A 21,580-nucleotide genomic window follows, 5' to 3' on the forward strand; every position below is an offset into this window, starting at 1 on the left:
CGCTAGCGGGCGCTCCGGAGCCGGCGCAGCATCCGCGGGTCCTGGAAACCGACGGCGTGCGCCGCGGACTCGACGGTGGCGCCGTGACCGATCAGGTGCTCGGCGCGCTCCAGCCGCAGCAGCTGCTGGTAGCGCAGGGGCGTCAGCCCTGCGGCCCGGGTGAACAGCCTGGTCAGGGTGCGTTCCGCGACACCCGCACGGGCCGCGAGGTCGGCCAGCGGCAGGGTGTGCGTGAAGTGCGTGTCGATGTGGTTCTGCACGGTGTGGACCGTGTCGTCGAGGTGCGCCCGGTGCCGCAGCATCGCGCTGGCCTGCGGCTCCGCGCCGTTGCGGCGGGCGTACACCACCATCTCGCGGGCCACGCGGGCGGCGAGGGCCGGACCGTGCCGCATCGCGAGCAGGTGGAGCGACAGGTCGATGCCGCTGGCGATCCCGGCGGAGGTGATGACGCGGTCGTCCGTGGTGAACAGCACGTCGCGCACCACGTGCGCACGGGGGTACCGCACGGCGAGCTCGTCCTGGAGCCCATGGTGCGTGGTGCAGCGCCGGCCGTCGAGCAGCCCCGCCTGGCCCAGCGCGTCCGAGCCGGCGCACACGCTCGCGACGGTGCCGCCCGCCGCGTGGTGCGCACCCAGCCGTTCGCGGACCGCGTCGCTCACGAGCGGCCAGGCCTGGCGGTCGTCCCCCACGCGCCACCCGGGCACGACGACGAGGTCGTCCGCGCCGAGCGCCGGCCACTCAGCCCCCGCGAGCAGCGGGAGGCCCTGCGCCGAGAGGACCGGTGCCACGGCGGCGGGGGCACCGGGGCGGTCGGCGCCGGCCCCGGCGTCCGCCCCCGCAGCCGCAGCCGCGCCCGCGACGTACCGCAGGTCGTACGGGTGCCCGAAGTCGCCCGCGGCGAAGAACGCCTGGGCGGGTCCCGCCAGGTCGAGCAGGTGGACCCCGGGCAGGAGCACGAACAGGACGGTGGTCACCCCGCCGATGCTGCCACCTCGGCACGGGTTCCCGCCGCGTCCCCGGCGCTGGCCCGGTCCTCGGCCTCGAGCTCGGCGACGGTCGCGATGCGCGCGAACCGGTCGCGGAGCACCGCCTCGGTACGCTCCAGGATGTCGGCGGCGCTGAACCGGCCCAGCGGGTCGGTGCTCGTCGCGTCGCTGACGAACGTCACGGCGTACCCGAGGTCGGAGCCGACCCGCGTCGTCGTCTCCACGCACTGCTCGGCGCGGATGCCGCACACCCGCAGCTCGCCGACGCCGTGGGCGGTGAGGACCTGCTGCAGGTTGGTCGTGGTGAAGGCGTTGTGCGAGGTCTTGCGCAGCACCGGTTCGCCGGCGCGCGGCTCGTGCAGCTCCGCGAACAGCCGCACGTGGCCGCTCTCGGGGTCGAACGGGGTGCCCGAACCGGGTTCGGTGTGCAGCACCCAGACCACCAGGTCGCCGGCCGCGCGGGCGAGGTCGACCAGCCGGTTGACGGGCTCCGCGATCCCCGGGTTGAGGGTGTCGGCCCACTGGGGCCGGACACGGAAGGACTCCTGGACGTCCACGACGATCAAGGCTCTGTTCATGTCCCCAGTCTGAGCCGGTCCGCGGCCCCGTCGGGAGTCAGGATCAGGTCGCGGGGCGGACCGATCCGGTCACCCGGTACCGGCCCGCCCCGGACCGCCAGGGGGCGGACGTGACAGGCGGCGACGTCACCCCGCGAACGCCGCCGCGTTCCGCCGCGCCCAGTCCGCGAAGGTCCGGGCCGGGCGTCCCAGCACGGTCTCGACGTCGGGGCTGACGGCCTGCTCCTGCGGCGTCGGCTCCCCCAGGATCGCGAGCGTGCCGTCCACGACGTGCTCCGGGATGTACGCGAGCATGTCGGCACGCGCCTGCTCCCGGGTCTGCTCGGCGAAGACGAGCGGTGTGCCGAGCACCTCGGCGAGCGCCCTCGTGCGGTCGCGCGGGGAGACCGCGGCCGCACCGGTGAGCGCGTAGGTGCGGCCCGCGTGGCCGTCGTCCGCCAGGGCGGCGGCCGCGACCTCGGCGATGTCGAGCGGGTCCACGGCGGGCAGCGCCACGTCGCCGAACGGCGCGTGCACCGTGCGCTCCGCCCGCACGGACGGCACCCAGGCCAGGGCATTGCTGGCGAAGTCACCGGGCCGCAGCACCGTCCACTCCAGGCCCGAGCCCCGCACCAGCTTCTCCAGCCGGGCGAGCGGCCCGTGCGAGACGGAGTCGGCGCGCGTCGCCGCGCCCAGGGACGACAGCAGCACCAGACGGCGCACGCCCGCCTCGGCGGCCGTGCCGATGATCCGTTCGGTGTCGAGGTGCTCGCCCGAGCCCGGCACCAGCAGGAACATCGCGCTCGCGCCGGTGACGGCGGCGCGGAGGCCGCCGGGATCGGCCAGGTCGGCGCTCAGGCCGCGGACCCGGGCCTGGGCGTGCGGGGCGGTGCCCGCCCGGGACACGGCGGTGACCTCGTGGCCCCGCCGGGCAAGCTCGGCGACCAGGGGCCGGCCCACGTTTCCGGTGGCTCCGGTGACGACGATCATGTGCGCTCCTCCGTGCGTACGAGACGGCCCCCGACCGGGGCCGTGCGGCCCTCGCGGCCGCGGTGCCGCCGACGTTACGAGCGCGGATACAGTAGGTTCCCTCAGGAAAGTATTGGAGCCCACCATGTCGAGCACCCCGCCGGACACCACCTCGGGACCGAGCAGCGTGTGGTGCCCCCAGCCGGACGACGACCCGGCCACCGCCTGCCCCATCTCCCCCGTGGTCGACCTGGTCTTCAGCCGGTGGACCACGCCCATCCTGTGGGTGCTGCAGGCCCACGGGACACAGCGCTTCGTCGAGCTGGAGCGGCGCATCGGCGTGACACCCAAGGTGCTGACCCAGCGGCTGCGCCAGCTCGAACGGGACGGCCTCGTGCAGCGCCGGATCTACGCGGAGGTGCCGCCGCGCGTGGAGTACCGGATCACGGAGCTCGGCAGCAGCCTCCAGCCCGTGTTCGCCGCCCTCGGCGAGTGGGGCGACGCGCACATGACCGACGTGGAACGCTCGCGCGCCACGTACACGGGCCCCCTCCCCCGCTGACCCCCTTGCGGCGGCGGCACGGCCCGCGCGGTCAGCGCGGCGCCGGCGCGCTCGGTGCCGCCCGCGCGGTCGGCAAGAGGTCAGGTGGTCGGCACCCCGAGGTACCGACCACCTGACCTTCTACCGACCACCTGACCTTCTCCCGACTGCCTGACCTTCTCCCGACCGTCACCGCGCGGGGTCACCGGCGCGGGCACGCACGCCCGGGTACCAGGTCAGGCGCCGGGAATCAGGCCTTGACGAAGGCCAGCAGGGCCTTGTTGACCTCGTCCGCGTGCGTCCACAGCAGGCCGTGGGGCGCACCCTCGACCTCGACGTACTGGGCCTCGGGGAAGGCGGCGTGGAACGGGCGCGCGGTGGAGTCGATCGGCAGGATGTTGTCCTTGGTCCCGTGCAGGATCAGGGACGGCTTGCCGGCGGCACGCACGGCCTCGACGTCGGCCCGGAAGTCCTCGATCCAGGCCGAGACCACGGCGTACGCCGCGACCGGGGCGCTGCCCGTGGCCGTGTTCCAGCTGGCCGTCACGGCCTCCTGGCTGATTCGGCTGCCGAGGTTCTCGTCCAGGTTGTAGAAGTCCTGGTAGAACTGCGTGAACCAGGCGAAGCGGTCGCTGCGGGCGGCCTGCTCGATGCCGTCGAACACGGACTGCGGCACGCCGGTCGGGTTGTCGTCGGCCGCCACGAGGAACGGCTCCAGCGAGGCCAGGAACGCGAGCTTGGCGACGCGCTCGTGGCCGTAGTTCTTGACGTAGCGGGCGAGCTCGCCGGTGCCCATCGAGAAGCCCACCAGGATCACGTCGCGCAGGTCGAGCGTGGTCAGCACCGCGTTCAGGTCGGCGGCGAAGGTGTCGTAGTCGTAGCCGGCGCCCACCTTGCTCGACTTGCCGAAGCCGCGGCGGTCGTAGGTGATGACCCGGTAGCCGGCGGCGATCAGCTCACGCGACTGGCGCTCCCAGCTGTTGCCGTCCAGCGGGTAGCCGTGGATGAGCACGACCGGCTGACCCGTGCCGTGGTCCTCGTAGTAGAGCTCCGTGGTGGTGCTGTTCTCGGTGTCGACCGTGATGAAACCCATGATCCAGCCCTCTCGATCCTTCGTTCCGGGCGGAGAACGATCGTTCTCCGCCGATGTCAGCTACAGTAGAGAACGAACGTTCTCCGCGCAAGTCGTGCGGGGCACCGGAGAGGGTGAATCGGAGTGAGCACACGATGATCGACGAGAAGACCGCCCGGGAGGCCGTCGTCCGGGCCGCGGACGAGCTCTTCTACGCGCGCGGCGTGCAGGCGGTGGGCATGGACGCCGTACGGACGGCGGCCGGCGTCTCGCTCAAGCGCATCTACTCGCTCTTCGCCTCGAAGGACGAGCTGATCGTGGCCGTGCTCCGCCACCGCACGACGATCTGGGACGACGGGCTCGCCTCCACCTCCGCGCGCGCGACGTCGGCCCGCGAACGGATCCTGGCCATCTTCGACTTCCTGGACGCCTGGTTCCGAGAACCCGACTTCCGGGGCTGCGCCTTCATCAACACCCACGGCGAGCTCGGCGCCTCCTCACCGGCGGTCACCGCCGCCGTCCGCGAGCAGAAGCGGACCTTCCAGGAGTACGTCGCCCGCCTCGTGGCCGACGTCGGCGCACCGCCCGAGCTCGCGCCGCAGCTCGCGATCCTCGCCGAGGGCGCGCAGACCACCGCCGCCATCGCGGGCACGCCGGAGGCCGCGCGTCACGCGCGCGCGGCGGCGGAGACGCTGCTCGACGTCGCGACGGCGCGGGCCTGACCACGACCACGACCGACCCCGCCGTGCGCCCCGGCACACGCCGCCACGACGGGCCCGATGGGAGGATGACGCCATGACGACCGACGAATCCGACGGCACGCGGGAAGCCACCCCGCTCGCGCTGCCGAGCGGGGTGCACGATCCCGACTTCGCGTTCCGCTGGGCCTTCGGCAACCCCGAGGCGCCGTTCACGATCGTGGAGTTCGGTGACTTCGAGTGCCCCTACTGCGGCGCGGCCAAGCCCGTGCTGCACGAGCTGATCAACGGCTCGGAGGGCCAGGTCCGCCTGGTGTGGCGGCACTTCCCCCTGTTCGAGCCGCACCCGTACGCGCTGACGGCGGCCCTGGCCGCCGAGGCCGCCGGGCACCAGGGCGCGTTCTGGCCCATGGCCGGCCTGCTCTTCAAGCACCAGGACAGCCTCGACGACGCGTCGCTGGTGCGTTACGGGGAGCAGCTCGGGCTCGACACCGACGCCCTGGTGGGCGACGCCGCGCAGCGGTTCTCCGACGCCGTGCGCACCGACTACCAGGACGGCATCGACGCGGGGGTGCACGGCACGCCCACGCTGTTCGTCAACGGCGAGCCCTACAAGGGCGACGTCACGGTCACCGACCTGCGGGACACGATGGGACTGACGCGCAAGCGGACGTCCCGCTGGCGCCGGTGACCACGACGGGGGTGGCGGGCGTCAGACCGGCGCGCGCCACGCCCCGTCCGGCAGCGGCGGCGGCCCCTGGGCCTCGTGCGGCGAGCACAGCGGCAGCCGGTCGCCGAAGTACCGCAGGATCACGGTGCCGATGACGCCCGCGAGCAGGGAGCCGACGAGGATGCCCACCTTGGCCTCGTTGATCAGCGCCTCGTCGTCGAAGGCGAGCTCGCTGACGAACAGGGCGATGGTGAACCCGATGCCGCACAGGAACGCGCCACCCGCGAGGTGCCCGTAGCGCACCTGACCGGGCAGGCTGCCCAGCCCCGTGACCAGCGCGACCATCGCCCCGGCGAAGACGCCGAGGCCCTTGCCGAGCACGAGGCCGACCAGCACGCCGAGGGTCACCGGGCTGTCCAGCGCGGCGCTGATCGACTCCCCCGACAGCACGACGCCCGCGTTGGCGAGCCCGAACACCGGCACCACGACGTAGGAGCTCAGCGGGTGCAGCGCGTCCAGCAGCCGGTCGCTCGTCGGGACGGCCGACCGGGCCGCGCTGACGGCCAGGCGGGAGCGTGCCGGATCGAGCTCCTCCATCAGGGCGCGGCCGTACATCCGGAAGTACCAGCGCGCCTCGTCGTCGTGCCCGCGGCGGGCCGTGGGCACCGCGAGGCCCACGACGACGCCCGCCAGCGTCGGGTGCAGGCCCGACTCCAGCACGACCACCCAGAGCACCGCCCCGATGATCAGGTAGGGCGCGATCTGCCAGATGCCGATCCAGCGCATGGCGAACAGCACGACCGTGAGCACGGCCGCGAGCACGAGCGCACCCACCATGAGCGCGTCGGAGTAGAAGATGCCGAGCAGGGCGATGGCGCCGATGTCGTCGAAGATCGCCAGGGTCAGCAGGAAGATGCGGAGCTGGTCGGGACAGCGCGGGCCGACCAGGGCGAGCACGCCGATCACGAACGCCGTGTCCGTGGACATGGGCAGGCCCCAGCCGGACGCGTCGGGCCCGGACGGGTTGATCAGCAGGTACATGCCGATCGGGACCGCCAGCCCGCCGATGGCGCCGAACAGCGGCACCGACGCGGCACGGAAGCTGCGCAGCTCGCCGACCGTGAGCTCGCGGTTCACCTCGACGCCGACCACCAGGAAGAACACGGCCATGAGGAAGTCGTTGACCCAGTGGTGCAGCGTCAGGTGCAGCTCCCACGTGCCGACCGTGAGGTTGACCGGCGTCTCCCACATCGCGTGGTACGAGCCGAACGCGACGTTGGCCCACACGAGCGCGATCGCTGACGCCGCGAGCAGGAGCGTCGCTCCGCCGCCCTCGGTGGCGAAGTAGCTGCGCAGCCCGGGGGACAGGCGCGGGTACGGGATGTCGACGCGCGGCCGGGGACCCGGCCGGGTAGGTACTCCGGTGGGGATCCGGTCTGTCACGGCTCAAGTCTGACAGACGCCGCGGCGGCCGGCCCCGTGCGCTCGGCCACACGCACCACGCTCAGCCGAGCGCCCTGGTCGCGGCGATGGACCCCAGCAGCGACAGCGCCTCGGCCGACGCCGATCCCGGCCGCGCGTGATACACCACGAGCTCCTGCCCGGTGGCGCCCCGCACCTCGAACGCGTGCACGTCGAGCTCCAGGTACCCCACCTCGGGGTGCTGGAACCGCTTGACGGTGAGCCGCTTGCCCCGCGCGTCGTGCTGGTCCCACATGGCCACGAAGTCCGGGCTCTTGACCCGCAGCTCGTCGACGACCTCCCGGATGCGCGGGTGGCCCGGGGTGAGCCCGTCGGCCAGGCGGAGGCCTGCCACCGTGTTCTCGGCGACGCGGTGCCAGTCCGGGTAGAACGTGCGCGCCGCGGGGTCGAGGAACGTGGCACGGGTCAGGTTCCGGGAGAACGCGAAGCCGCCGAACAGCGCCTCGCCGAGCGGGTTGGCCGCGAGCACGTCGAACGCGCGCCCGAACAGCAGCGCGGGGCTGCCGGCCCACGAGAGCATCAGCTCCACCAGGGACGCGTCCGCCTCCTCGACCGGGGCCGGGGGCTCCGGCCGGGGGCTGAGCCCGGCCAGGCGGTACAGGTGCTGGCGGCCTTCGTGGTCCAGGCGCAGCACCTCGCCGAGCGAGTCGAGCACCTGCGGCGACGGGCTCACCTCGCGGCCCTGTTCCAGGCGCACGTAGTAGTCCACGCTCACGCCGGTGAGCATCGCCACCTCCTCCCGGCGCAGGCCCGCGACGCGGCGGCGGCCGTAGACGGGCAGTCCGAGCGTCTCCGGGGTGAGCCGGTCACGCCGGCCACGGAGGAAGTCGCCGAGCGGGGACGGGGAGGAGGTCATGCCTCGACCGTACCCGCCCGGCGGCGCGGAGCCAGGGTGCGGTGCACCCAGGAAGACGCCGTCCTTCCACGGCGGCCCCCGGCTCCGGAACCTGGAGCCATGAACACCGGCACAGAACCCCGTACCCCCAAGACCGTCCTCGTCACCGGCGCCAGCAGCGGCATCGGCGAGGCCACGGCGCTCCGGCTCGCCGCGGAAGGCCACCGCGTGGTGCTCGCCGCTCGCCGCACCGACCGCCTCGGCGCGGTCGTCGACCGCATCCGGGCGGACGGCGGCACGGCGAGCGCCGTCCGCCTCGACGTGACCGACGCCGACGCCGTCCGCGCGGCCGTCGACGCCGTGGTCGAGGAGCACGGCCGCATCGACGTCATCGTGAACAACGCGGGCGTCATGCCGCTGTCCCGGCTCGACGCGCTCCTCGTGGAGGAGTGGGACCGCATGATCGACGTCAACGTGCGCGGCCTGCTGCACGGCATCGCCGCGGTGCTGCCGCACTTCCGGCGGCAGGGCGGCGGCCACGTCGTCACGGTCGCGTCGATCGGCGCGCACGAGGTGTACCCGACGTCGGCCGTGTACTCCGCCACCAAGTTCGCGGCCTGGGCCGTCACCGAGGGCCTGCGGATGGAGTCCGACCCGAGCATCCGGGCCACCACCATCACACCCGGCACGGTCGAGACCGAGCTGGCCGACCACATCTCCGACGCGGACGCGCAGACCTACATGAAGTCGTTCCGCCGCAACCTGATCCCGGCGGACGCGATCGCCCGCGCGATCTCGTTCGCCCTGGACCAGCCGGCCGACGTGGACGTGAACGAGATCATCGTGCGCCCGTCGGCCCAGCGCTGACGCCCTCGGCCTCCTGACCCGCGTTCAGCAGGCCCCGGGCGACCGTCGCTCGAGGGTTGACGGTCGCCCGGAGCCTGCTGAACGGACATCAGTCCGTCACGGCCCCGTCGTCAGGTACGTGACCTGGCGCGCCGAGCTGACCGTCTCCCCCGTGTCGTTGATGACCCGCCGGATCGTGCCCACCCCGCCCAGCGACACGGTGACCATGTTGTGGAACCGCACGCCGGAGCGCACCGGCACCTCGAAGGCCCGCGCGTTCGCCACCGCCGGGTTGACGTTGAAGAACGCGTAGCTGCCCAGCCCCCAGGCCTGGTGGTCGGTCACGGCGTCGCCCACCTTGTACGCCGCCCAGCCCTCGGTGGAGCCGTTCATGTACGCGGCCTGGTTCGGCGGGTCGTACGGCATCTCGTTCTGGTAGAAGTACGTGCGCCCGCGCTCGCCGTTCCAGATGGTCTGGTACTGCTGGTAGTGCTCCACGAACAGGCCGTACATCGTGACGTCGTCGCCGTTCACGATCAGGCCGTTGCGGCCGGTGTTGACGGTCCAGCCCACCGTGCCGCCGTTGCCGTGGTCGGCGCGCCAGATCCAGGCGTGGTCGCCGATCACGTCGTCGCTGTTGACCTCCATGCTCACCACGGCCTTGCCGGCGATCGAGCCGCCCACCCGGATGAACACGTCGGACAGCACCGTCGGGTTGGCCGCGTGGTCGGCCGACGAGCCGGCCGGGCCCACCTGCAGCAGCACGTTCGAGCCGCCCGTGCCGGCGTCGAACATGATGCCGGCCAGGCGCACGCCGTCGACGTCGGCCACGCGCATGGCGTCGATGCCGCCCTGCGGCACGAAGGTGGCGAGGCCCAGCCCGAGCACCACGGTGTCCGCGCGGCTGACCTGGAGCGTCTGGTTGATCGGGTAGGTGCCCGGCGTGACCAGCAGGTGCTTGCCGGCGGCGAGGGCCGTGTTCATGCTGGCCGCGGAGTCCCCGGGCCGCACCACGTGGAAGTCGCCGATCGGCAGGGACCGGCCGGCCGGGTCGCCGTTCGCCCACGTGGTGCCGACCGAACCGGACCGGACCGCCGGGACGAAGACGCGGTAGGAACCGTTGTCGTCCACGTAGAGGTACGGCTTCTCGGCCACCTTCGGTGTGGCCCCGATGGTCGTGTAGGGCGGGTTCGGGAAGCTGTTGGACGGCGCCCCCGTGCTGCCCACGAACACCTGGTTCCAGTTGGACCCGGTCCAGCTCCCCATGGCGGAGTTCCGGGTGAGGAACTGCTGCTGGGTACCGGAGTTGATCTGGCCGTCGATCTTCGAGTCCGCGATGAACCCGCCGGACGACCAGCCGCCGTCGGACAGGGCGAGACCCCCGCGCAGGTGCATGCGCCGGTAGGGCGCCGCCTGGGAGACGGACCACCGGTCGTTGCCGTCGGCGGGCGTCACGGACAGGCCCTCCGCAGAGCGCCAGAAGTTCTGCGTGGCGTTCTGCGAGCCGTCCGGCCACCAGTCGGCCTCGACGTGCACGTGGCCGTTGATGTTCACGTCGTCCGGCACCAGGCCCAGGCCCGCGACCTGCGTGAAGAAGCCGACGTTCGCGTCGACGTCGTAGGAGCCCGGGTAGAACAGCAGGGCCTGGCGCTGCGGGCCGAACTGGTTGGTCTCCTGCGCGTCGAAGACGCTGTTCAGCTTCGCCTGGATCGCCGAGTCGGACATCGAGGTGTCGAACACGGCCACGTTCGGGCCGAGGTCGGGGTTGGCCGGGTCCGGCAGGACCGGGTCGGGGTTCGGCTGCGGCACGGAGCTCCCGTTGTGCCTCCACTTCTGGTTGGCGGCGCCGGTGCAGGTCCAGAGCTGCACCGTGGCCCCGTTGGCCGTGGCCCCGCCCGTGACGTCGAGACACTTGTTCGCGGCCTGGTTGACCAGGTCTCCGGCCGCCGTCAGGGTCCACCGCTGGCTCGCGAGCGAGGAGTAGCAGTCCCACAGGTGCACGACGGCGCCGTCCGCGGTCGAACCGTTCGCCACGTCGAGGCACTTGCCGCGCCCGCGCACGGAGCCGTCGTCGGCGAAGGTCCAGGTCTGGTTGGCGTTGCCCGACGTGCAGTCCCAGATCTGCGGCCGGTTGCCGTTGGCCGTGGACCCGTCGGTCACGTCGAGGCACCTGCCGCTCCCCGCGCCGACGATCGTGCCGGTCGAGGCGGCGACCGCGCCCGGGGACGCGACCACCCCCAGCAGACCGGCGAGGAGGACGGCGCCCAGCGCGCCGACCACCTTCCGAACACGTGACCTGTAACGCGACATGGCGGCCTCCGGCAGGGTCTGGCGCCGCGTCGTCGCGGCGGCACCTCACCCTACCGATTTACTTACTAACCTGTCAGTAGGTAAAACCCCCTACGGGCGGACGAGCGCTGTCAACGCCCGGGCGAACGGCTCGGGATCGACGTCGCCGCGCACGGCGAGCTGCTGGGTGTACCCGTGGCAGAGCGCCACGAACGCCTCCGCAGTCGCCTCGGCCTCGTCGCGCGGGCGCGCGGGGAGGCGGTCGGCGACGGCGTCGCGCAGCTCCGCGAGCTGCCGCCGGACGACGGTGGCGAGAGGCGGGGAGACGGCGGCCTCGGCATAGATCTGGGCGACGAGCCGGGCATGGTCCCGCTCGCGCGCCAGCGTGCGGAGGTCGTCCAGGAACCGGCGCACGGACACGGCCGTCAGCTCGTCCGGCAGGGCCTGGCCCGCCTCGTCGCAGGTGGCGGCGACGATCTCGTCCTTGCTCCGGAAGTACCGGTAGATCGCACCGGTGGACAGGCCGGACGCCTCCACCAGGTCGGTCATGGAGGTGCGGGCGAAGCCTCGCGTGGCGAAGCAGGCGCGCGCGGCGTCGAGGATCTGCCGGCGGCGGGTGTCGAGGTGGGCCTGGCTGACTCGGGGCATAAGAGAATGACCGTTCGTTTTTTTATGCTAGCGTCGCCGATCGTACCGCGGGTTGCCGAAAGCAAGGGAGACGCTCGTGCGCTACAAGATCCTCGGCCGACACCACGGGCTCCGCGTGTCGGACCACGTGCTCGGCACGGCCGGGTTCGGATCCTCGCCCACCGCCACCGGGCTGGAGGGTGCCCGGGCGATCTTCGAGGCGTTCGTCGGGGCGGGTGGCACGACCTTCGACGTGTCGAACATCTACCGCGACGGCGAGGCCGAGACCGTCCTGGGCTCGCTGCTGGGCCGGGACCGCGACGACTACGTGCTGATCGCCAAGTACACCGGGAGCCGCGCGGTGCCGGTGCGTCCCGGCACCACCGGCAACAGCCGCCGGACGATGGTCCGCTCGCTGGAGCAGACGCTCGCGCGGCTGGGGACCGACCACGTGGACGTGTTCATGCCGCACTTCTCCGACGGGATCACCCCGACGTCGGAGATCCTCGAGGGGCTCGACGACCTCAGGCGCGCGGGCAAGATCCGCTACGGCGGGTTCTCCGGCTTCCCGGCCTGGCGGGTCGCCGGCGCGGCCGTGCGCTCCGAGCTGGCCGGCCGGCGGCTGGTGGTGGGCATCGAGACCGAGTACAGCCTCGCCGAGCGGTCGGCGGAGCGTGAGCTGTTCCCGATGGCGGAGGCGCACGGCCTCGGTGTGCTCCTGTACTCGCCGCTGGCGGGCGGTCTGCTCACCGGCAAGTACCGGCGGGGCGAGTCCGGCCGGCTCGGCGCCCCGGGGCCGACCACGGGCGGCGGACGGGCCGACGCCGTGCTCGACGCGGTGCTCGCCGTCGCCGAGGAGACCGGCACAGGGCCGGTGCAGGTGGCCCTCGCCTGGCTGCGCGGGCGGGGCGACCGTGCCCGGACGACGATGATCCCGATCGTCGGCCCCCGCACGCCCGCTCACCTGGAGAGCTACCTCGCCGCGTCGGACCTGGACCTGACCCCCGAGCAGTACCGGCGCCTCGACGAGGTGAGCGCGGTCCGGCTCGGGGTGCCGCACGACGAGGTCGCCGGCGCGCTGGCCCACGGCGTCGACGGCGACCGGAGCCGGCTCGACCTTCCCGACGTCCCGGCCGCGTGACGGGGAGCCCCGCGCGGTCAGCGCCGCCGGGGCAGGGGCCGCGGCTCGTCGGACCCGGACGCGCCCGCGGGCGCAGCGCCGGCGGGTGCCATCGCCGCGGTGAGCTCGGCCTCGTCGGCCGTCGCGCGGCAGTACACGCGCCTGCCGCTGCCCTGGCACAGCTCGTTCAGGCCGGCGGCGAAGGCGCGCAGGTCCTCCGGTTCGGCACGGCGGAAACGCCGGGACAGCGACCAGTGCCTGACGAGGTCGTCCAGGGTCGCCGGCCGCACCATGCCGAACAGCGTGACCAGGTGGTTGGACAGCCGGATGACCAGCCGGGCGCCGTCCGGGCTCTCGGCGACGAGCTGCGCGCTGCGCAGCCCGTCGTCCCCGACCGGACCGCCGAGCAGCCGCTCCAGCTGGCCCAGCACCGAGGCGGGGTCGACGACGTGCGATGCCACGCTCGCCTCGATGTCGCCGCCGTCGACGGTCAGCGCTGCGGTCTCGTCGTCAGGGACGGTGAAGTACTCGAACCTCATGGGCGCATCTTTCCGCATGTCAGGGGGTGCTCGGCGCCACTTTCCAGACCTGGGTCGCAGGACCGGCGGATTCGCACGGCCTACGCCGCGAAACGGTCCGGGTCCATGAACCCGATGTCGCCGTACGGCCGCTCCCCGACGGCGATCTGGGCGAGCAGCTCGCCGATGCCGGCAGCGTGCTTGAACCCGTGGCCGCTGTCCCCGCCGGCCATCACCAGGCGCGGGTCGCCGCCCGGCCGGCCCACGAGGAACTGCTCGTCCGGGGAGTTGGTGATCATGCACGGGATGGCCTTCACCGGGACCGGATCCACCTGCGGGAACGCCGCCGCGACCGCGGACGCGAGCCGGTCGACGTCGGCGCGCGGGTGGATGTAGCGGTCGAGCTCGTCCGGGTCCGTGTCGTCGTGGCCGTGGTCGCCGAGCCCGATCTTGATGTGGAAACCGTCGCCGCTGCCGTGCCCCCAGACGCTGCGCCCGTCGGCCAGCTCGTAGATGAACGACGGGAAGTGCGCGAGGTCGAACGACTGCGCCGCGTCCATCCGGGGAGCGAACCAGTACAGCGGGGTGCGCCGCGGACGCAGCGGCAGGCCGGGCAGGAGCTTCGCGTTCCAGGCACCGGCCGTCACCACGGCCTGGCCGGCCTCGAAGACGGCGGTCGGCGTCACGACGCGCACGCCGCCGTCCACCAGCTCGATCGAGGTCACACGCGTGCCCGGGTAGACCCGCGCCCCCGCCTCGGCGGCCGCGCGCACCTGCGCCCGCACGTTCCGTTCGGGAAAGCACAGGCCGCCCTCGGGGTCGAACACCCCCACGGTCTCCGCGTCGTGTCCCGCGTACTGCGGGTAGCGGCGCACCAGCTCCTCGTGCGACAGGTGCGCCACCTCGACGCCGGCCGCCGCGGCCGCCGCGGTGGTGCCCTGGATCGGGCGCGAGGCGGGGCCACCCACGCTGAGGCAGCCGGTCTGCTCGACGTACGTCTCGCCGTACCGCTCCCCCAGCTCCGTCCACAGGTCCAGGGACTTCCGGGCCACGGCCGCCAGCCCGGGGTGCTCCATGCAGGCGACCCGGAACAGCCGTGTCACACCGTGCGACGACCCGAGGTCGTGCCCCACGTCGAACCGGTCGATGCCGGCGACGGACACACCCCGCTCGGCCAGCCGCCACAACGCGGCACTCCCGAACCCACCCAGCCCGACGACGACGACATCCGAGGAGATAACGCTCACGCCCCCACGCTAACCCGTCGAGTGCCGGGTGTTCGTCGGCCAGGACCGGTCCTGACCGACGAACAACCCCGCGCTCAACGGTTCGGGTGGCGGGTGCGGGCGGCCGACATGCGGCGGGAGCCGCGGACCAGGGCGACACCCAGGGCGAGCAGCACGCCGGCCGCCAGCGCCACCGAACCGACCGTCGCGCCGGTCGCCGCCAGGTCGCCCGGCTCCTGCGTGCCCGGTGCGGGCTCGGCCGACGGCGCCGACGACGGGTCGGGGTCCGGCCCCGGGCCCGGGCTCGGGGCCTCGCCCGCAGCGCTCAGCACGAAGTCGAGGCCGCTGACCGCGGCGTCCGTGACCTCGAACGCGATCGAGTCGTCACCCTCCACGACGTGCCCCTCACCCGGCTGGACGACGGCGGTGTACGACCCCGTCGGCAGCTCGGCGCCCCAGGCGCCCTCGTCGTCGGTCGTCGCGGTGGCGACGGTCTGTCCGTCGCCGTCCGTCACGACCACCTCGACGCCCGGCACGGGGCTGCCGTCGGTGTCCGTGACCGTCCCGCCGACCGGCTGGTCCTGCGGCTCGACGGGCTCCTGGGCGACCTCGAAGTCCTCCGTGAGCCAGTTCTCCCCCGCGTCGGTCACGGTGACCGAGCGCTCGGTGGTGCCGGCCGTGTAGCCCTCGGGCACCGTCAGGGTGATCGTGTAGTCGCCCGGCGGCAGGTCGCCCGCGAAGTACCCGCCCTCGGCGTCCGTGACCAGCTCGACGGGGCCGTCCGGCCCGGCCACGGTAACGGTCGCACCGGCCACGGGCTCGCCGGCGTCGTCGGTCACGGTGCCGCCGATCGTGCCGGGGGTCGTCAGGGCGAAGTCCACGCCGGTCACGTCCTCGCTCCCCACGGTGACGTCCTGCGTGGCCGGGCCGTCGACACGGTAGCCGTCGGGTGCCTCGACGCTCACGACGTGGTCGCCCGCCAGGACGTCGTCGAAGCGGTAGGTGCCGTCGGCGGCCGTGGTGGTGGTGACCGTCCCGCCGGGGCCCTCCAGCGTCACGACGGCGCCCGCGACGGGCTCACCGCCCGACGTCACCGTGCCGGAGACCGAGGCCGGTGCCCGCACCACGAAGTCGTTGCCGGTGCTGGGCTCCTCCTGGTCCACCTCCACGGTGACGGAGTCCGGCACCGCCCCCACCACGAACCCGTCGGGCAGGTCGCTCAGCGCGAAGGTGTACTCCTGGGGCTGCCCGTTCTCGGCGTCCCAGCCCACGTTGTCGACGAGGTACGCGCCGGTGGAGTCCGTGACGGCCGTCCGGGGCGTGCCCCCGCCGACCGGCGTGAGGGTGACCGTCGCGCCGGGGACCGGCTCGCCGTCCTCGGTCAGGACGGTGCCGCTGACGGCGACCGGCACGATGTCGCGGGCCGCGAAGTCGACGCCCGTGGCGTCGGCGTCCGTGAGGTCGAGGTCGGCGACCACCCGCTCGCCGTACGGGACCAGCCCGTACGGGTGCGCGTCGTCCGCCTCCGGCAGCGTCGTCAGCTCTACGCGGTAGCCCGGCGCCGCGGTGTAGCCGGGGAAGCCGTACTGCCCGCTGTCGTCCGAGGTGGTGGTGGCCAGCTCGGTGCCGTCGGGGCCGAAGAGCGTCAGGGTGGCGCCGGGCAGCACACCCTGCGGGGCACCGGACGCGTCGACCAGGTCGACCGTGCCGGCGATGTCGCGGGCCAGCGACGCGAACCAGGTCTGGTACACGGGGAACCCGCTGCGCTGGAAGAACTCGACGGTCAGGCTGGAGATCGGCGTCGTGGGGCGGAACCAGCCCGCGGCGCCCGAGGTGTCGTTCGCGGCCGCGTTGCCGATCAGCTCGCGCGTGGCCGGGTCCCAGGCGGGCACGTCCGCCGGGTCGCCCGTGCACGACGGCGCCCCCTCGGCAGCGCAGTAGTTGAAGCCGCCCTGCCAGCCGAGCTCCGCCGCGGACAGCTCCCGGCCGTCGGGGTCGAGCGCCGTCACCACCGCACGGTCCGCGTCGATGTCGCCGAGCACGAACGCCCAGCCGGCGGCCGGCGTCGGCCGCTCGAAGGTGTACGTGGTGGTCGACGGCGCCGTGGGCCGGTCGGCCTGCGGCCGCAGGTTGAGGTACTGCTGGCCGCGGCTCGACCCGAACACCTCGCCCGGCGGCGTCGCGGCGCTCAGCCACGAGGACGCCCCCGAGATCACGCCCACGCCACCGCGGGAGTCCGAGGTGACCGCTGCGGCCGGGAAGCCCGCCGCGGGCACCTGCATGGTGGTCGACCAGTCGCCGGCCGAGCCGGTCAACGGCTCCCAGTCCGCCCAGTCCGCCGTCGTCGCTGCCGAGGTCGCCGTCGGGGCGATCGCGCTCAGCGCGACCAGCACCGCCGCCGCCAGTACACCCAGGCCCCCTGTGCTCCGCTTCACAGCCGCCACCGTAGGAGCGGTCCGCGCGCACCGCACGCGGAACGATGCGAATGCATCGTTATCGGTCGGATGTCTGGTTTCAGGCGCCGAACTCGCGGGCGCGCAGCCGCGCCAGGTGGGCGTGCACGAGCGGCAGCACGGACGCGCCCTCGCCGCTCGCGGAGGCGACCCGCTTCATCGACCCCGCACGCACGTCGCCGACGGCGAAGACGCCCGGCACCGTCGTCTCCAGGCTCGCGGGCGGGTGCCCGTCGACCCAGGACTCCCGGGGCACGTCGCGGCCGGTCAGCACGAAGCCGCGCTCGTCGAGCGCCACGCCCTCGGGCAGCCACGCGCAGTCCGGCTCCGCACCGAGCAGGCAGAACAGGCCGTCGGCGGAGGTCTTCGTGTGCTCGCCGGTGTCGAGGTCCTCCAGGCGCAGCCACTGGAGCCAGCCCTCGCCGCCGCCGTCGGCGACGACCGTCCGCGTGCGCACCTGGATGGTGGGCGTGGCCTCGATCTCGCGCACCAGGTAGTCCGACATCGTCTCGGCGAGGCTCGCCCGGCGCACCAGGATCGTCACCCCGCCGGCGAACTTGGCGAGGTGCACGGCCGCCTGCCCCGCGGAGTTGCCGCCACCGACCACGTAGACGTCGCGGTCCTGCATCTCGCGCGCCATCGACGTGGCCGCGCCGTAGTACACGCCGGCACCCACGAGCTCCTCGACTCCCGGCACGCCCAGGCGTCGGTAGGCCACCCCGGTGGCGAGCACGACGGTGCGCGCGCAGAGCTGCGCGCCCGTGACGTGCACGTGCTGGTGCTCGGGCTCGTTCGGCGGTCCGGGCTCCACGCGGATCGCGGGGCGCCCCGTGAAGAAGCGCGCGCCGAACCGGCTCGCCTGGATGCGGGACCGCTGCGCAAGGCGCATCCCCGAGATCCCGCGCGGGAACCCGAGGTAGTTGCGGATCATCGAGCTCGACCCGGCCTGCCCCCCGATCGCGTCCCGTTCGAGCACCACCGTCGCCAGCCCCTCGGACGCCGCGTAGACCGCGGTGGCCAGCCCCGCGGGACCGGCCCCGACGATCGCGACGTCCGCGATCACGCCGTCCGGGATCGAGTCGAACCCGCCGTAGATCGACTCGGCGACCGCCGCCGACGTCGCCCCCGACAGCGTGCGGCCGGTGTGCGTGCTCACCACGGGCAGCTCCGCCCCGGGGCCGGCGGCCTCCAGGATGGCGTGCGCGTCGTCGTCGGCGGGGGTGAGCGAGCGGTACGGGAAGCCGAGCCGCTCCAGCAGGTCCCGGATCGCCGCGGCGGCCCGGTCGCCGGGCTCCGCCACCAGGTCCGTCACCGTCACCACGGGGCGGCCGACCGACCAGTTCCACTCCGACAGCAGCTCGATCAGCGCGGTGTGGAACTCCTCGTCGCGGGGCCCGCGCGGGAGGATGACGAACGTGTCCAGCTCACGCCGCATCGTCGCGGCCCGCAGGTCGTCCAGGCTCTCGGCGAAGATCTCGAACGGGACCAGCGCGACCCGCCGCGCGGTCGCCACGACGGCGGGCACCTGGTGCAGCAGCTCGATCGCGGTGCCGTCGTCCAGGCGCTGCTCGGCGGCGATCATCGCGATCTGCTCGCCCTGGGCGACGAGCGCCCGCGCACGGTCCAGGGCGGCCTCCGCGCCCGCGGTCAGCTCGATCCGGTAGTCCCGGTCGTACCGGGCGCGGAACTCCTGCTCGACGACGTCGGCGTGCTCGCCGGCGACCAGCAGGATCACGGGCCTGTCGTGCTCCATGCGGCACAGCGTAGACGGCGCGCCGCCCGGCGTCGGGCGGCCCGGGCAAGTTCGCCCGCACGGACGGGCGCTTTCCCGCGCCCCGGTGCCACGGGCGGCCCTACGCTGGTGCCACCATCGTGCCGGGCCACCCCGCCCGGCCCCGGTCACCCGGACGGGAGTCAGCATGTCCTTCGCCACCCGTGGTTTCTCCGGCCGCCGACGTGAGCGGGACGACCGCCTCCCGCCGGGCCAGACGCTGGTCCAGGACTGGCCGGTGCTCAGCGCCGGGCCCACACCGCACGTGGACACGGCGGACTGGGAGCTCACGATCCGTGACGAGACGGGCACCGACCACCGGTGGTCCTGGGACGAGCTGCTCGCGCTGGGGGTCGAGGACGTCACGGTGGACATCCACTGCGTGACGCACTGGTCCCGGCTCGACATGTCCTGGCGCGGCGTCAGCCTCGACAAGGTCTTCGAGGACGTCGAGTCCGAGCACGAGTTCGTCATGGCGCACTCCTACGGCGGGTACACCACGAACGTCCCGCTCGAGGACCTGCTGGACGGCAAGGCCTGGATCGCCGTGGAGGCCGACGGCGCTCCGCTCGACCCCGAGCACGGCGGCCCGGCCCGGCTGCTCGTGCCGCACCTGTACTTCTGGAAGAGCGCCAAGTGGCTGCGCGGCCTGACGATGATGCCGGACAACGACCCGGGCTTCTGGGAGCAGTACGGCTACCACCTCTACGGGGACCCCTGGAAGGAGGAGCGGTACTGGTGAGCGCCGAGCCCGTTCTCTCGGCCCCGCCGCGGACCCGCCCCGCGTGGCACGTGGCGACCGTGGCCGAGACCCGCCGCGAGACGCCGTCCGCCGCCCGGCTGGTGCTCGACGTGCCCACCTGGCCGGGGAGCGAGGCCGGCGCGCACGTGGACGTGCGCCTGACCGCCCCCGACGGCTACCAGGCGAGCCGTTCCTACTCCGTCGCGGCATCCGCCCCGGCGACGGCCACGGCCCCCGGCCGGGTGGTGCTCGCGGTCGACGAGCTGCCCGACGGCGAGGTCTCACCGTTCCTGGTCCGCGAGCTCCGGGCGGGCGACCAGCTCGAGCTGCACGGCCCGCTGGGTGCGTTCTTCGTCTGGCGGCCCGGTGAGAGCAGCCGTCCGGTGCAGCTCGTGGCGGGCGGCTCCGGCGTCGTGCCGCTGTACGCCATGGCCGCGGCGCACGGCGCCGCGGGCGACGACGTGCCCTTCCGGCTGCTGTACTCGGTCCGCACACCGGCCGACGTCTACTTCGCCGACGAGCTCGCCGCGCTGACCGGCCCGGCTCTCGGCCTGGACCTCGTGTACACGCGGGAGGCGCCGGACGGCTGGCCCGACGCTGTCGGGCGGCTCACCCGGGACACGCTGGCCGCCCGCACCATCGCCGCGGCCGAACGGCCGCGCGTCTACGTCTGCGGTTCGACGGGCTTCGTCGAGGCCGTGGCGGGCTGGCTCCAGGAGCTCGGCCACCAGCCCGGGGACATCCACACCGAGCGCTTCGGAGGGCTCAGATGACACACCTCGACGGCAACGTGCTCGCGGGCGCGCTCTCCGAGGTCTTCACGGCCGACGTGACCACGGCGCGCGGACGCTGCGGCGGCTGCGGGCACATGGCCGCGCTCGCCGAGGCCATGGTCTACACCGACGCACCCGGCCTGGTGGCCCGGTGCGCGGGGTGCGACCAGGTGCTCGCGACGGTCGTCGACACGGGCGACCGCGTGATCCTCAGCCTCGCCGGCCTCAGCGCGGTGGAGCTGCGGCGCTGATCACCCGCTGGTCACCCGCGCCGGGCAGGTCCAGGTGCACCGTGAGGCCACCCTCCGGGTTGGGGTGCAGCGCGAGCGTGCCCTCGTGGGCGGTGGTGACGGCCGCGACGATGGCCAGGCCGAGCCCGTGTCCCGAGCCGCGCGTGGAGGCCCGCCCGGCGCCGCGCACGAACGGCTCGGTGAGCGCGTCGAGCGACTCCTGGGGTACCACCGGGCCGCTGTTCGTCACGGTCACGCACGCGCGGTCGGCGTCGGCCGAGACCCGGACCGTCACGTGCCCCGCGGGGACGTTGTGCCGGATCCCGTTGCGCACCAGGTTGGTCACGGCCTGGCGCAGCAGCACGGGGTCGCCCAGGGCCGCGACCGGCGGACCCTCGACGGTCAGGTCGATGCCGCCGTCGACCGCCTCGTCCGCAAGGGCGATCACGACGCCGTGCACCAGGTCGGTGAGGTCCACCGGGGCCCGGGCCGCCGTACCGGAGTCCGCGGCGGCGAGGTCGAGGAGCGCGTCCACGGTCTCGACGCTGGCCCGGTTGACCTCGCCGACCCGTTCGGCCAGCCGGCGCAGGTCGGCCCGGTCCGCGTCGGGGTCGGCGAGGGCGACGTCGATCATGGTCTTGGTGGTGGCGAGCGGGGTGCGCAGCTCGTGCGACGCGTTGGCGGCGAACCGCCGGTGCGCGGCGAAGGAACGCTCCAGCGACGCGAGCATGCGGTCGAAGGTTCCGGCGAGGTCGTGGATCTCGTCGGCGGGACCGTCGAGGCCGATGCGGTGGTCCAGCGTGCCGGTGGAGGCGCGGTTGGCGGCGGCGTTGATGGCGGCGAGCGGCCGGATGATGCGCCCGGCCACCAGCCAGCCGACCGTGCCGCCGAGCACCGCGAGCACCACCAGCGCGACCGCCGAGGCCGTCAGCAGGTTGCTCAGGAAGTCCTCGGCGCTGGTGATCTGGATCGCGTCCACCGGCTGTGCCCGCCCGGCCGGGCCCGTGGGCTGGTAGTCCTCCGGGAGGAGCTCCTGCGCCGGGGCGATCCGGTAGCTCGGCACGTACCGCATGTAGAGGTAGACGAGGGTGATGAGCACCGCGCCGCACCCGGTGACGAGGCCGGCGTAGCTCAGGGTGAGCCGGGCCCGGATCGTGAGCCGTCCGCTGCGCACG

At 73.7% G+C, this 21,580-nt stretch carries 21 protein-coding genes; 8 read left to right on the plus strand and 13 right to left on the minus strand.

Annotated features, from left to right (window positions below; translation table 11 throughout):
• Nucleotides 1–2 precede the first annotated feature (2 nt).
• The 3 genes from ACIG47_RS14085 to ACIG47_RS14095 all read right to left on the minus strand — a co-directional run bounded on the left by ACIG47_RS14085 (nt 3) and on the right by ACIG47_RS14095 (nt 2,533).
• A complete protein-coding gene (locus ACIG47_RS14085) occupies nt 3–974 on the minus strand; it encodes a GlxA family transcriptional regulator (protein WP_397431489.1) in 972 nt (323 codons plus the stop codon).
• The gene (locus ACIG47_RS14090; protein ID WP_397414209.1) at nt 971–1,564 is read right to left on the minus strand and encodes a cysteine hydrolase family protein; all 594 of its coding nucleotides are present in this window, start codon (nt 1,562–1,564) and stop codon (nt 971–973) included. The genes ACIG47_RS14085 and ACIG47_RS14090 overlap by 4 nt, the downstream gene beginning before the upstream one ends.
• Before the next feature lie 126 nt (nt 1,565–1,690).
• On the minus strand, nt 1,691–2,533 hold the full coding sequence (locus ACIG47_RS14095) for an SDR family oxidoreductase (protein ID WP_397431491.1): 843 nt from the start codon (nt 2,531–2,533) through the stop codon (nt 1,691–1,693).
• Nucleotides 2,534–2,657: 124 nt separating this feature from the next.
• Here ACIG47_RS14095 and ACIG47_RS14100 point away from each other — a divergent pair, with 124 nt between their 5' ends.
• Entirely contained in the window at nt 2,658–3,074 is a 417-nt protein-coding gene (locus ACIG47_RS14100) for a winged helix-turn-helix transcriptional regulator (protein ID WP_397431493.1), read from the plus strand.
• 229 nt (nt 3,075–3,303) lie between these two features.
• Here the strand turns inward: ACIG47_RS14100 and ACIG47_RS14105 are convergent, their stop codons facing one another.
• Complete coding sequence (locus ACIG47_RS14105) at nt 3,304–4,146, minus strand: alpha/beta fold hydrolase (RefSeq protein WP_397431494.1); 843 nt, start codon at nt 4,144–4,146, stop codon at nt 3,304–3,306.
• Nucleotides 4,147–4,280: 134 nt separating this feature from the next.
• Between ACIG47_RS14105 and ACIG47_RS14110 the strand changes: the two genes are divergently transcribed.
• Both ACIG47_RS14110 and ACIG47_RS14115 read left to right on the plus strand, forming a co-directional pair.
• A complete protein-coding gene (locus ACIG47_RS14110) occupies nt 4,281–4,847 on the plus strand; it encodes a TetR/AcrR family transcriptional regulator (RefSeq protein ID WP_397414218.1) in 567 nt (188 codons plus the stop codon).
• 73 nt (nt 4,848–4,920) lie between these two features.
• Nucleotides 4,921–5,514 carry a DsbA family protein gene (locus tag ACIG47_RS14115; protein ID WP_397414220.1) on the plus strand — a complete coding sequence of 198 codons (594 nt, stop codon included), beginning with the start codon at nt 4,921–4,923 and terminating at the stop codon, nt 5,512–5,514.
• Between the two features lie 21 nt (nt 5,515–5,535).
• On the opposite strand, the gene nhaA is transcribed toward ACIG47_RS14115, so the two are convergent.
• On the minus strand, nt 5,536–6,936 hold the full coding sequence (gene nhaA, locus ACIG47_RS14120; protein ID WP_397414222.1) for a Na+/H+ antiporter NhaA: 1,401 nt from the start codon (nt 6,934–6,936) through the stop codon (nt 5,536–5,538).
• 61 nt (nt 6,937–6,997) lie between these two features.
• Nucleotides 6,998–7,831: a helix-turn-helix transcriptional regulator gene (locus tag ACIG47_RS14125; protein ID WP_397431495.1), complete on the minus strand. Its 834-nt coding sequence runs from the start codon at nt 7,829–7,831 to the stop codon at nt 6,998–7,000.
• 99 nt (nt 7,832–7,930) lie between these two features.
• On the opposite strand from ACIG47_RS14125, the gene ACIG47_RS14130 reads away from it, so the two are divergent.
• Nucleotides 7,931–8,677: an SDR family oxidoreductase gene (locus tag ACIG47_RS14130; protein ID WP_397431496.1), complete on the plus strand. Its 747-nt coding sequence runs from the start codon at nt 7,931–7,933 to the stop codon at nt 8,675–8,677.
• A gap of 96 nt (nt 8,678–8,773) precedes the next feature.
• On the opposite strand, the gene ACIG47_RS14135 is transcribed toward ACIG47_RS14130, so the two are convergent.
• Nucleotides 8,774–10,966 carry a ricin-type beta-trefoil lectin domain protein gene (locus ACIG47_RS14135; RefSeq protein WP_397431497.1) on the minus strand — a complete coding sequence of 731 codons (2,193 nt, stop codon included), beginning with the start codon at nt 10,964–10,966 and terminating at the stop codon, nt 8,774–8,776.
• Between the two features lie 90 nt (nt 10,967–11,056).
• Entirely contained in the window at nt 11,057–11,593 is a 537-nt protein-coding gene (locus ACIG47_RS14140; RefSeq protein ID WP_397431499.1) for a TetR/AcrR family transcriptional regulator, read from the minus strand.
• Nucleotides 11,594–11,669: 76 nt separating this feature from the next.
• Here ACIG47_RS14140 and ACIG47_RS14145 point away from each other — a divergent pair, with 76 nt between their 5' ends.
• Complete coding sequence (locus tag ACIG47_RS14145; protein ID WP_397431500.1) at nt 11,670–12,713, plus strand: aldo/keto reductase; 1,044 nt, start codon at nt 11,670–11,672, stop codon at nt 12,711–12,713.
• A 17-nt stretch (nt 12,714–12,730) separates the two neighbouring features.
• On the opposite strand, the gene ACIG47_RS14150 is transcribed toward ACIG47_RS14145, so the two are convergent.
• From ACIG47_RS14150 to ACIG47_RS14165, 4 genes are all read right to left on the minus strand, one after another.
• Nucleotides 12,731–13,231, minus strand: coding sequence for a hypothetical protein (locus tag ACIG47_RS14150; RefSeq protein WP_397414238.1), 501 nt, complete (start codon nt 13,229–13,231; stop codon nt 12,731–12,733).
• An 80-nt stretch (nt 13,232–13,311) separates the two neighbouring features.
• Nucleotides 13,312–14,457, minus strand: coding sequence for an N-methyl-L-tryptophan oxidase (solA, locus tag ACIG47_RS14155; protein WP_397431502.1), 1,146 nt, complete (start codon nt 14,455–14,457; stop codon nt 13,312–13,314).
• Nucleotides 14,458–14,531: 74 nt separating this feature from the next.
• Nucleotides 14,532–16,871 carry a carboxypeptidase regulatory-like domain-containing protein gene (locus ACIG47_RS14160; RefSeq protein WP_397431504.1) on the minus strand — a complete coding sequence of 780 codons (2,340 nt, stop codon included), beginning with the start codon at nt 16,869–16,871 and terminating at the stop codon, nt 14,532–14,534.
• Nucleotides 16,872–16,950: 79 nt separating this feature from the next.
• Nucleotides 16,951–18,642, minus strand: coding sequence for an FAD-dependent oxidoreductase (locus tag ACIG47_RS14165; protein ID WP_397431505.1), 1,692 nt, complete (start codon nt 18,640–18,642; stop codon nt 16,951–16,953).
• Between the two features lie 166 nt (nt 18,643–18,808).
• On the opposite strand from ACIG47_RS14165, the gene ACIG47_RS14170 reads away from it, so the two are divergent.
• The 3 genes from ACIG47_RS14170 to ACIG47_RS14180 are packed head-to-tail and all read left to right on the plus strand — an operon-like array spanning nt 18,809 to nt 20,426.
• Nucleotides 18,809–19,402 carry a molybdopterin-dependent oxidoreductase gene (locus tag ACIG47_RS14170; protein ID WP_397431506.1) on the plus strand — a complete coding sequence of 198 codons (594 nt, stop codon included), beginning with the start codon at nt 18,809–18,811 and terminating at the stop codon, nt 19,400–19,402.
• Nucleotides 19,399–20,175 carry an FAD-binding oxidoreductase gene (locus ACIG47_RS14175; protein WP_397431508.1) on the plus strand — a complete coding sequence of 259 codons (777 nt, stop codon included), beginning with the start codon at nt 19,399–19,401 and terminating at the stop codon, nt 20,173–20,175. Before ACIG47_RS14170 ends, ACIG47_RS14175 begins: the two co-directional genes overlap by 4 nt.
• Nucleotides 20,172–20,426 carry a DUF6510 family protein gene (locus tag ACIG47_RS14180; protein WP_397414253.1) on the plus strand — a complete coding sequence of 85 codons (255 nt, stop codon included), beginning with the start codon at nt 20,172–20,174 and terminating at the stop codon, nt 20,424–20,426. Before ACIG47_RS14175 ends, ACIG47_RS14180 begins: the two co-directional genes overlap by 4 nt.
• Here ACIG47_RS14180 and ACIG47_RS14185 read toward each other — a convergent pair.
• Entirely contained in the window at nt 20,401–21,579 is a 1,179-nt protein-coding gene (locus ACIG47_RS14185; RefSeq protein ID WP_397431510.1) for a sensor histidine kinase, read from the minus strand. The genes ACIG47_RS14180 and ACIG47_RS14185 overlap by 26 nt on opposite strands.
• Nucleotide 21,580: the final 1 nt, after the last annotated feature.

Origin of the sequence: Promicromonospora sp. NPDC052451, from assembly GCF_044547525.1 — a bacterium.
Lineage (GTDB): Bacteria > Actinomycetota > Actinomycetes > Actinomycetales > Cellulomonadaceae > Promicromonospora.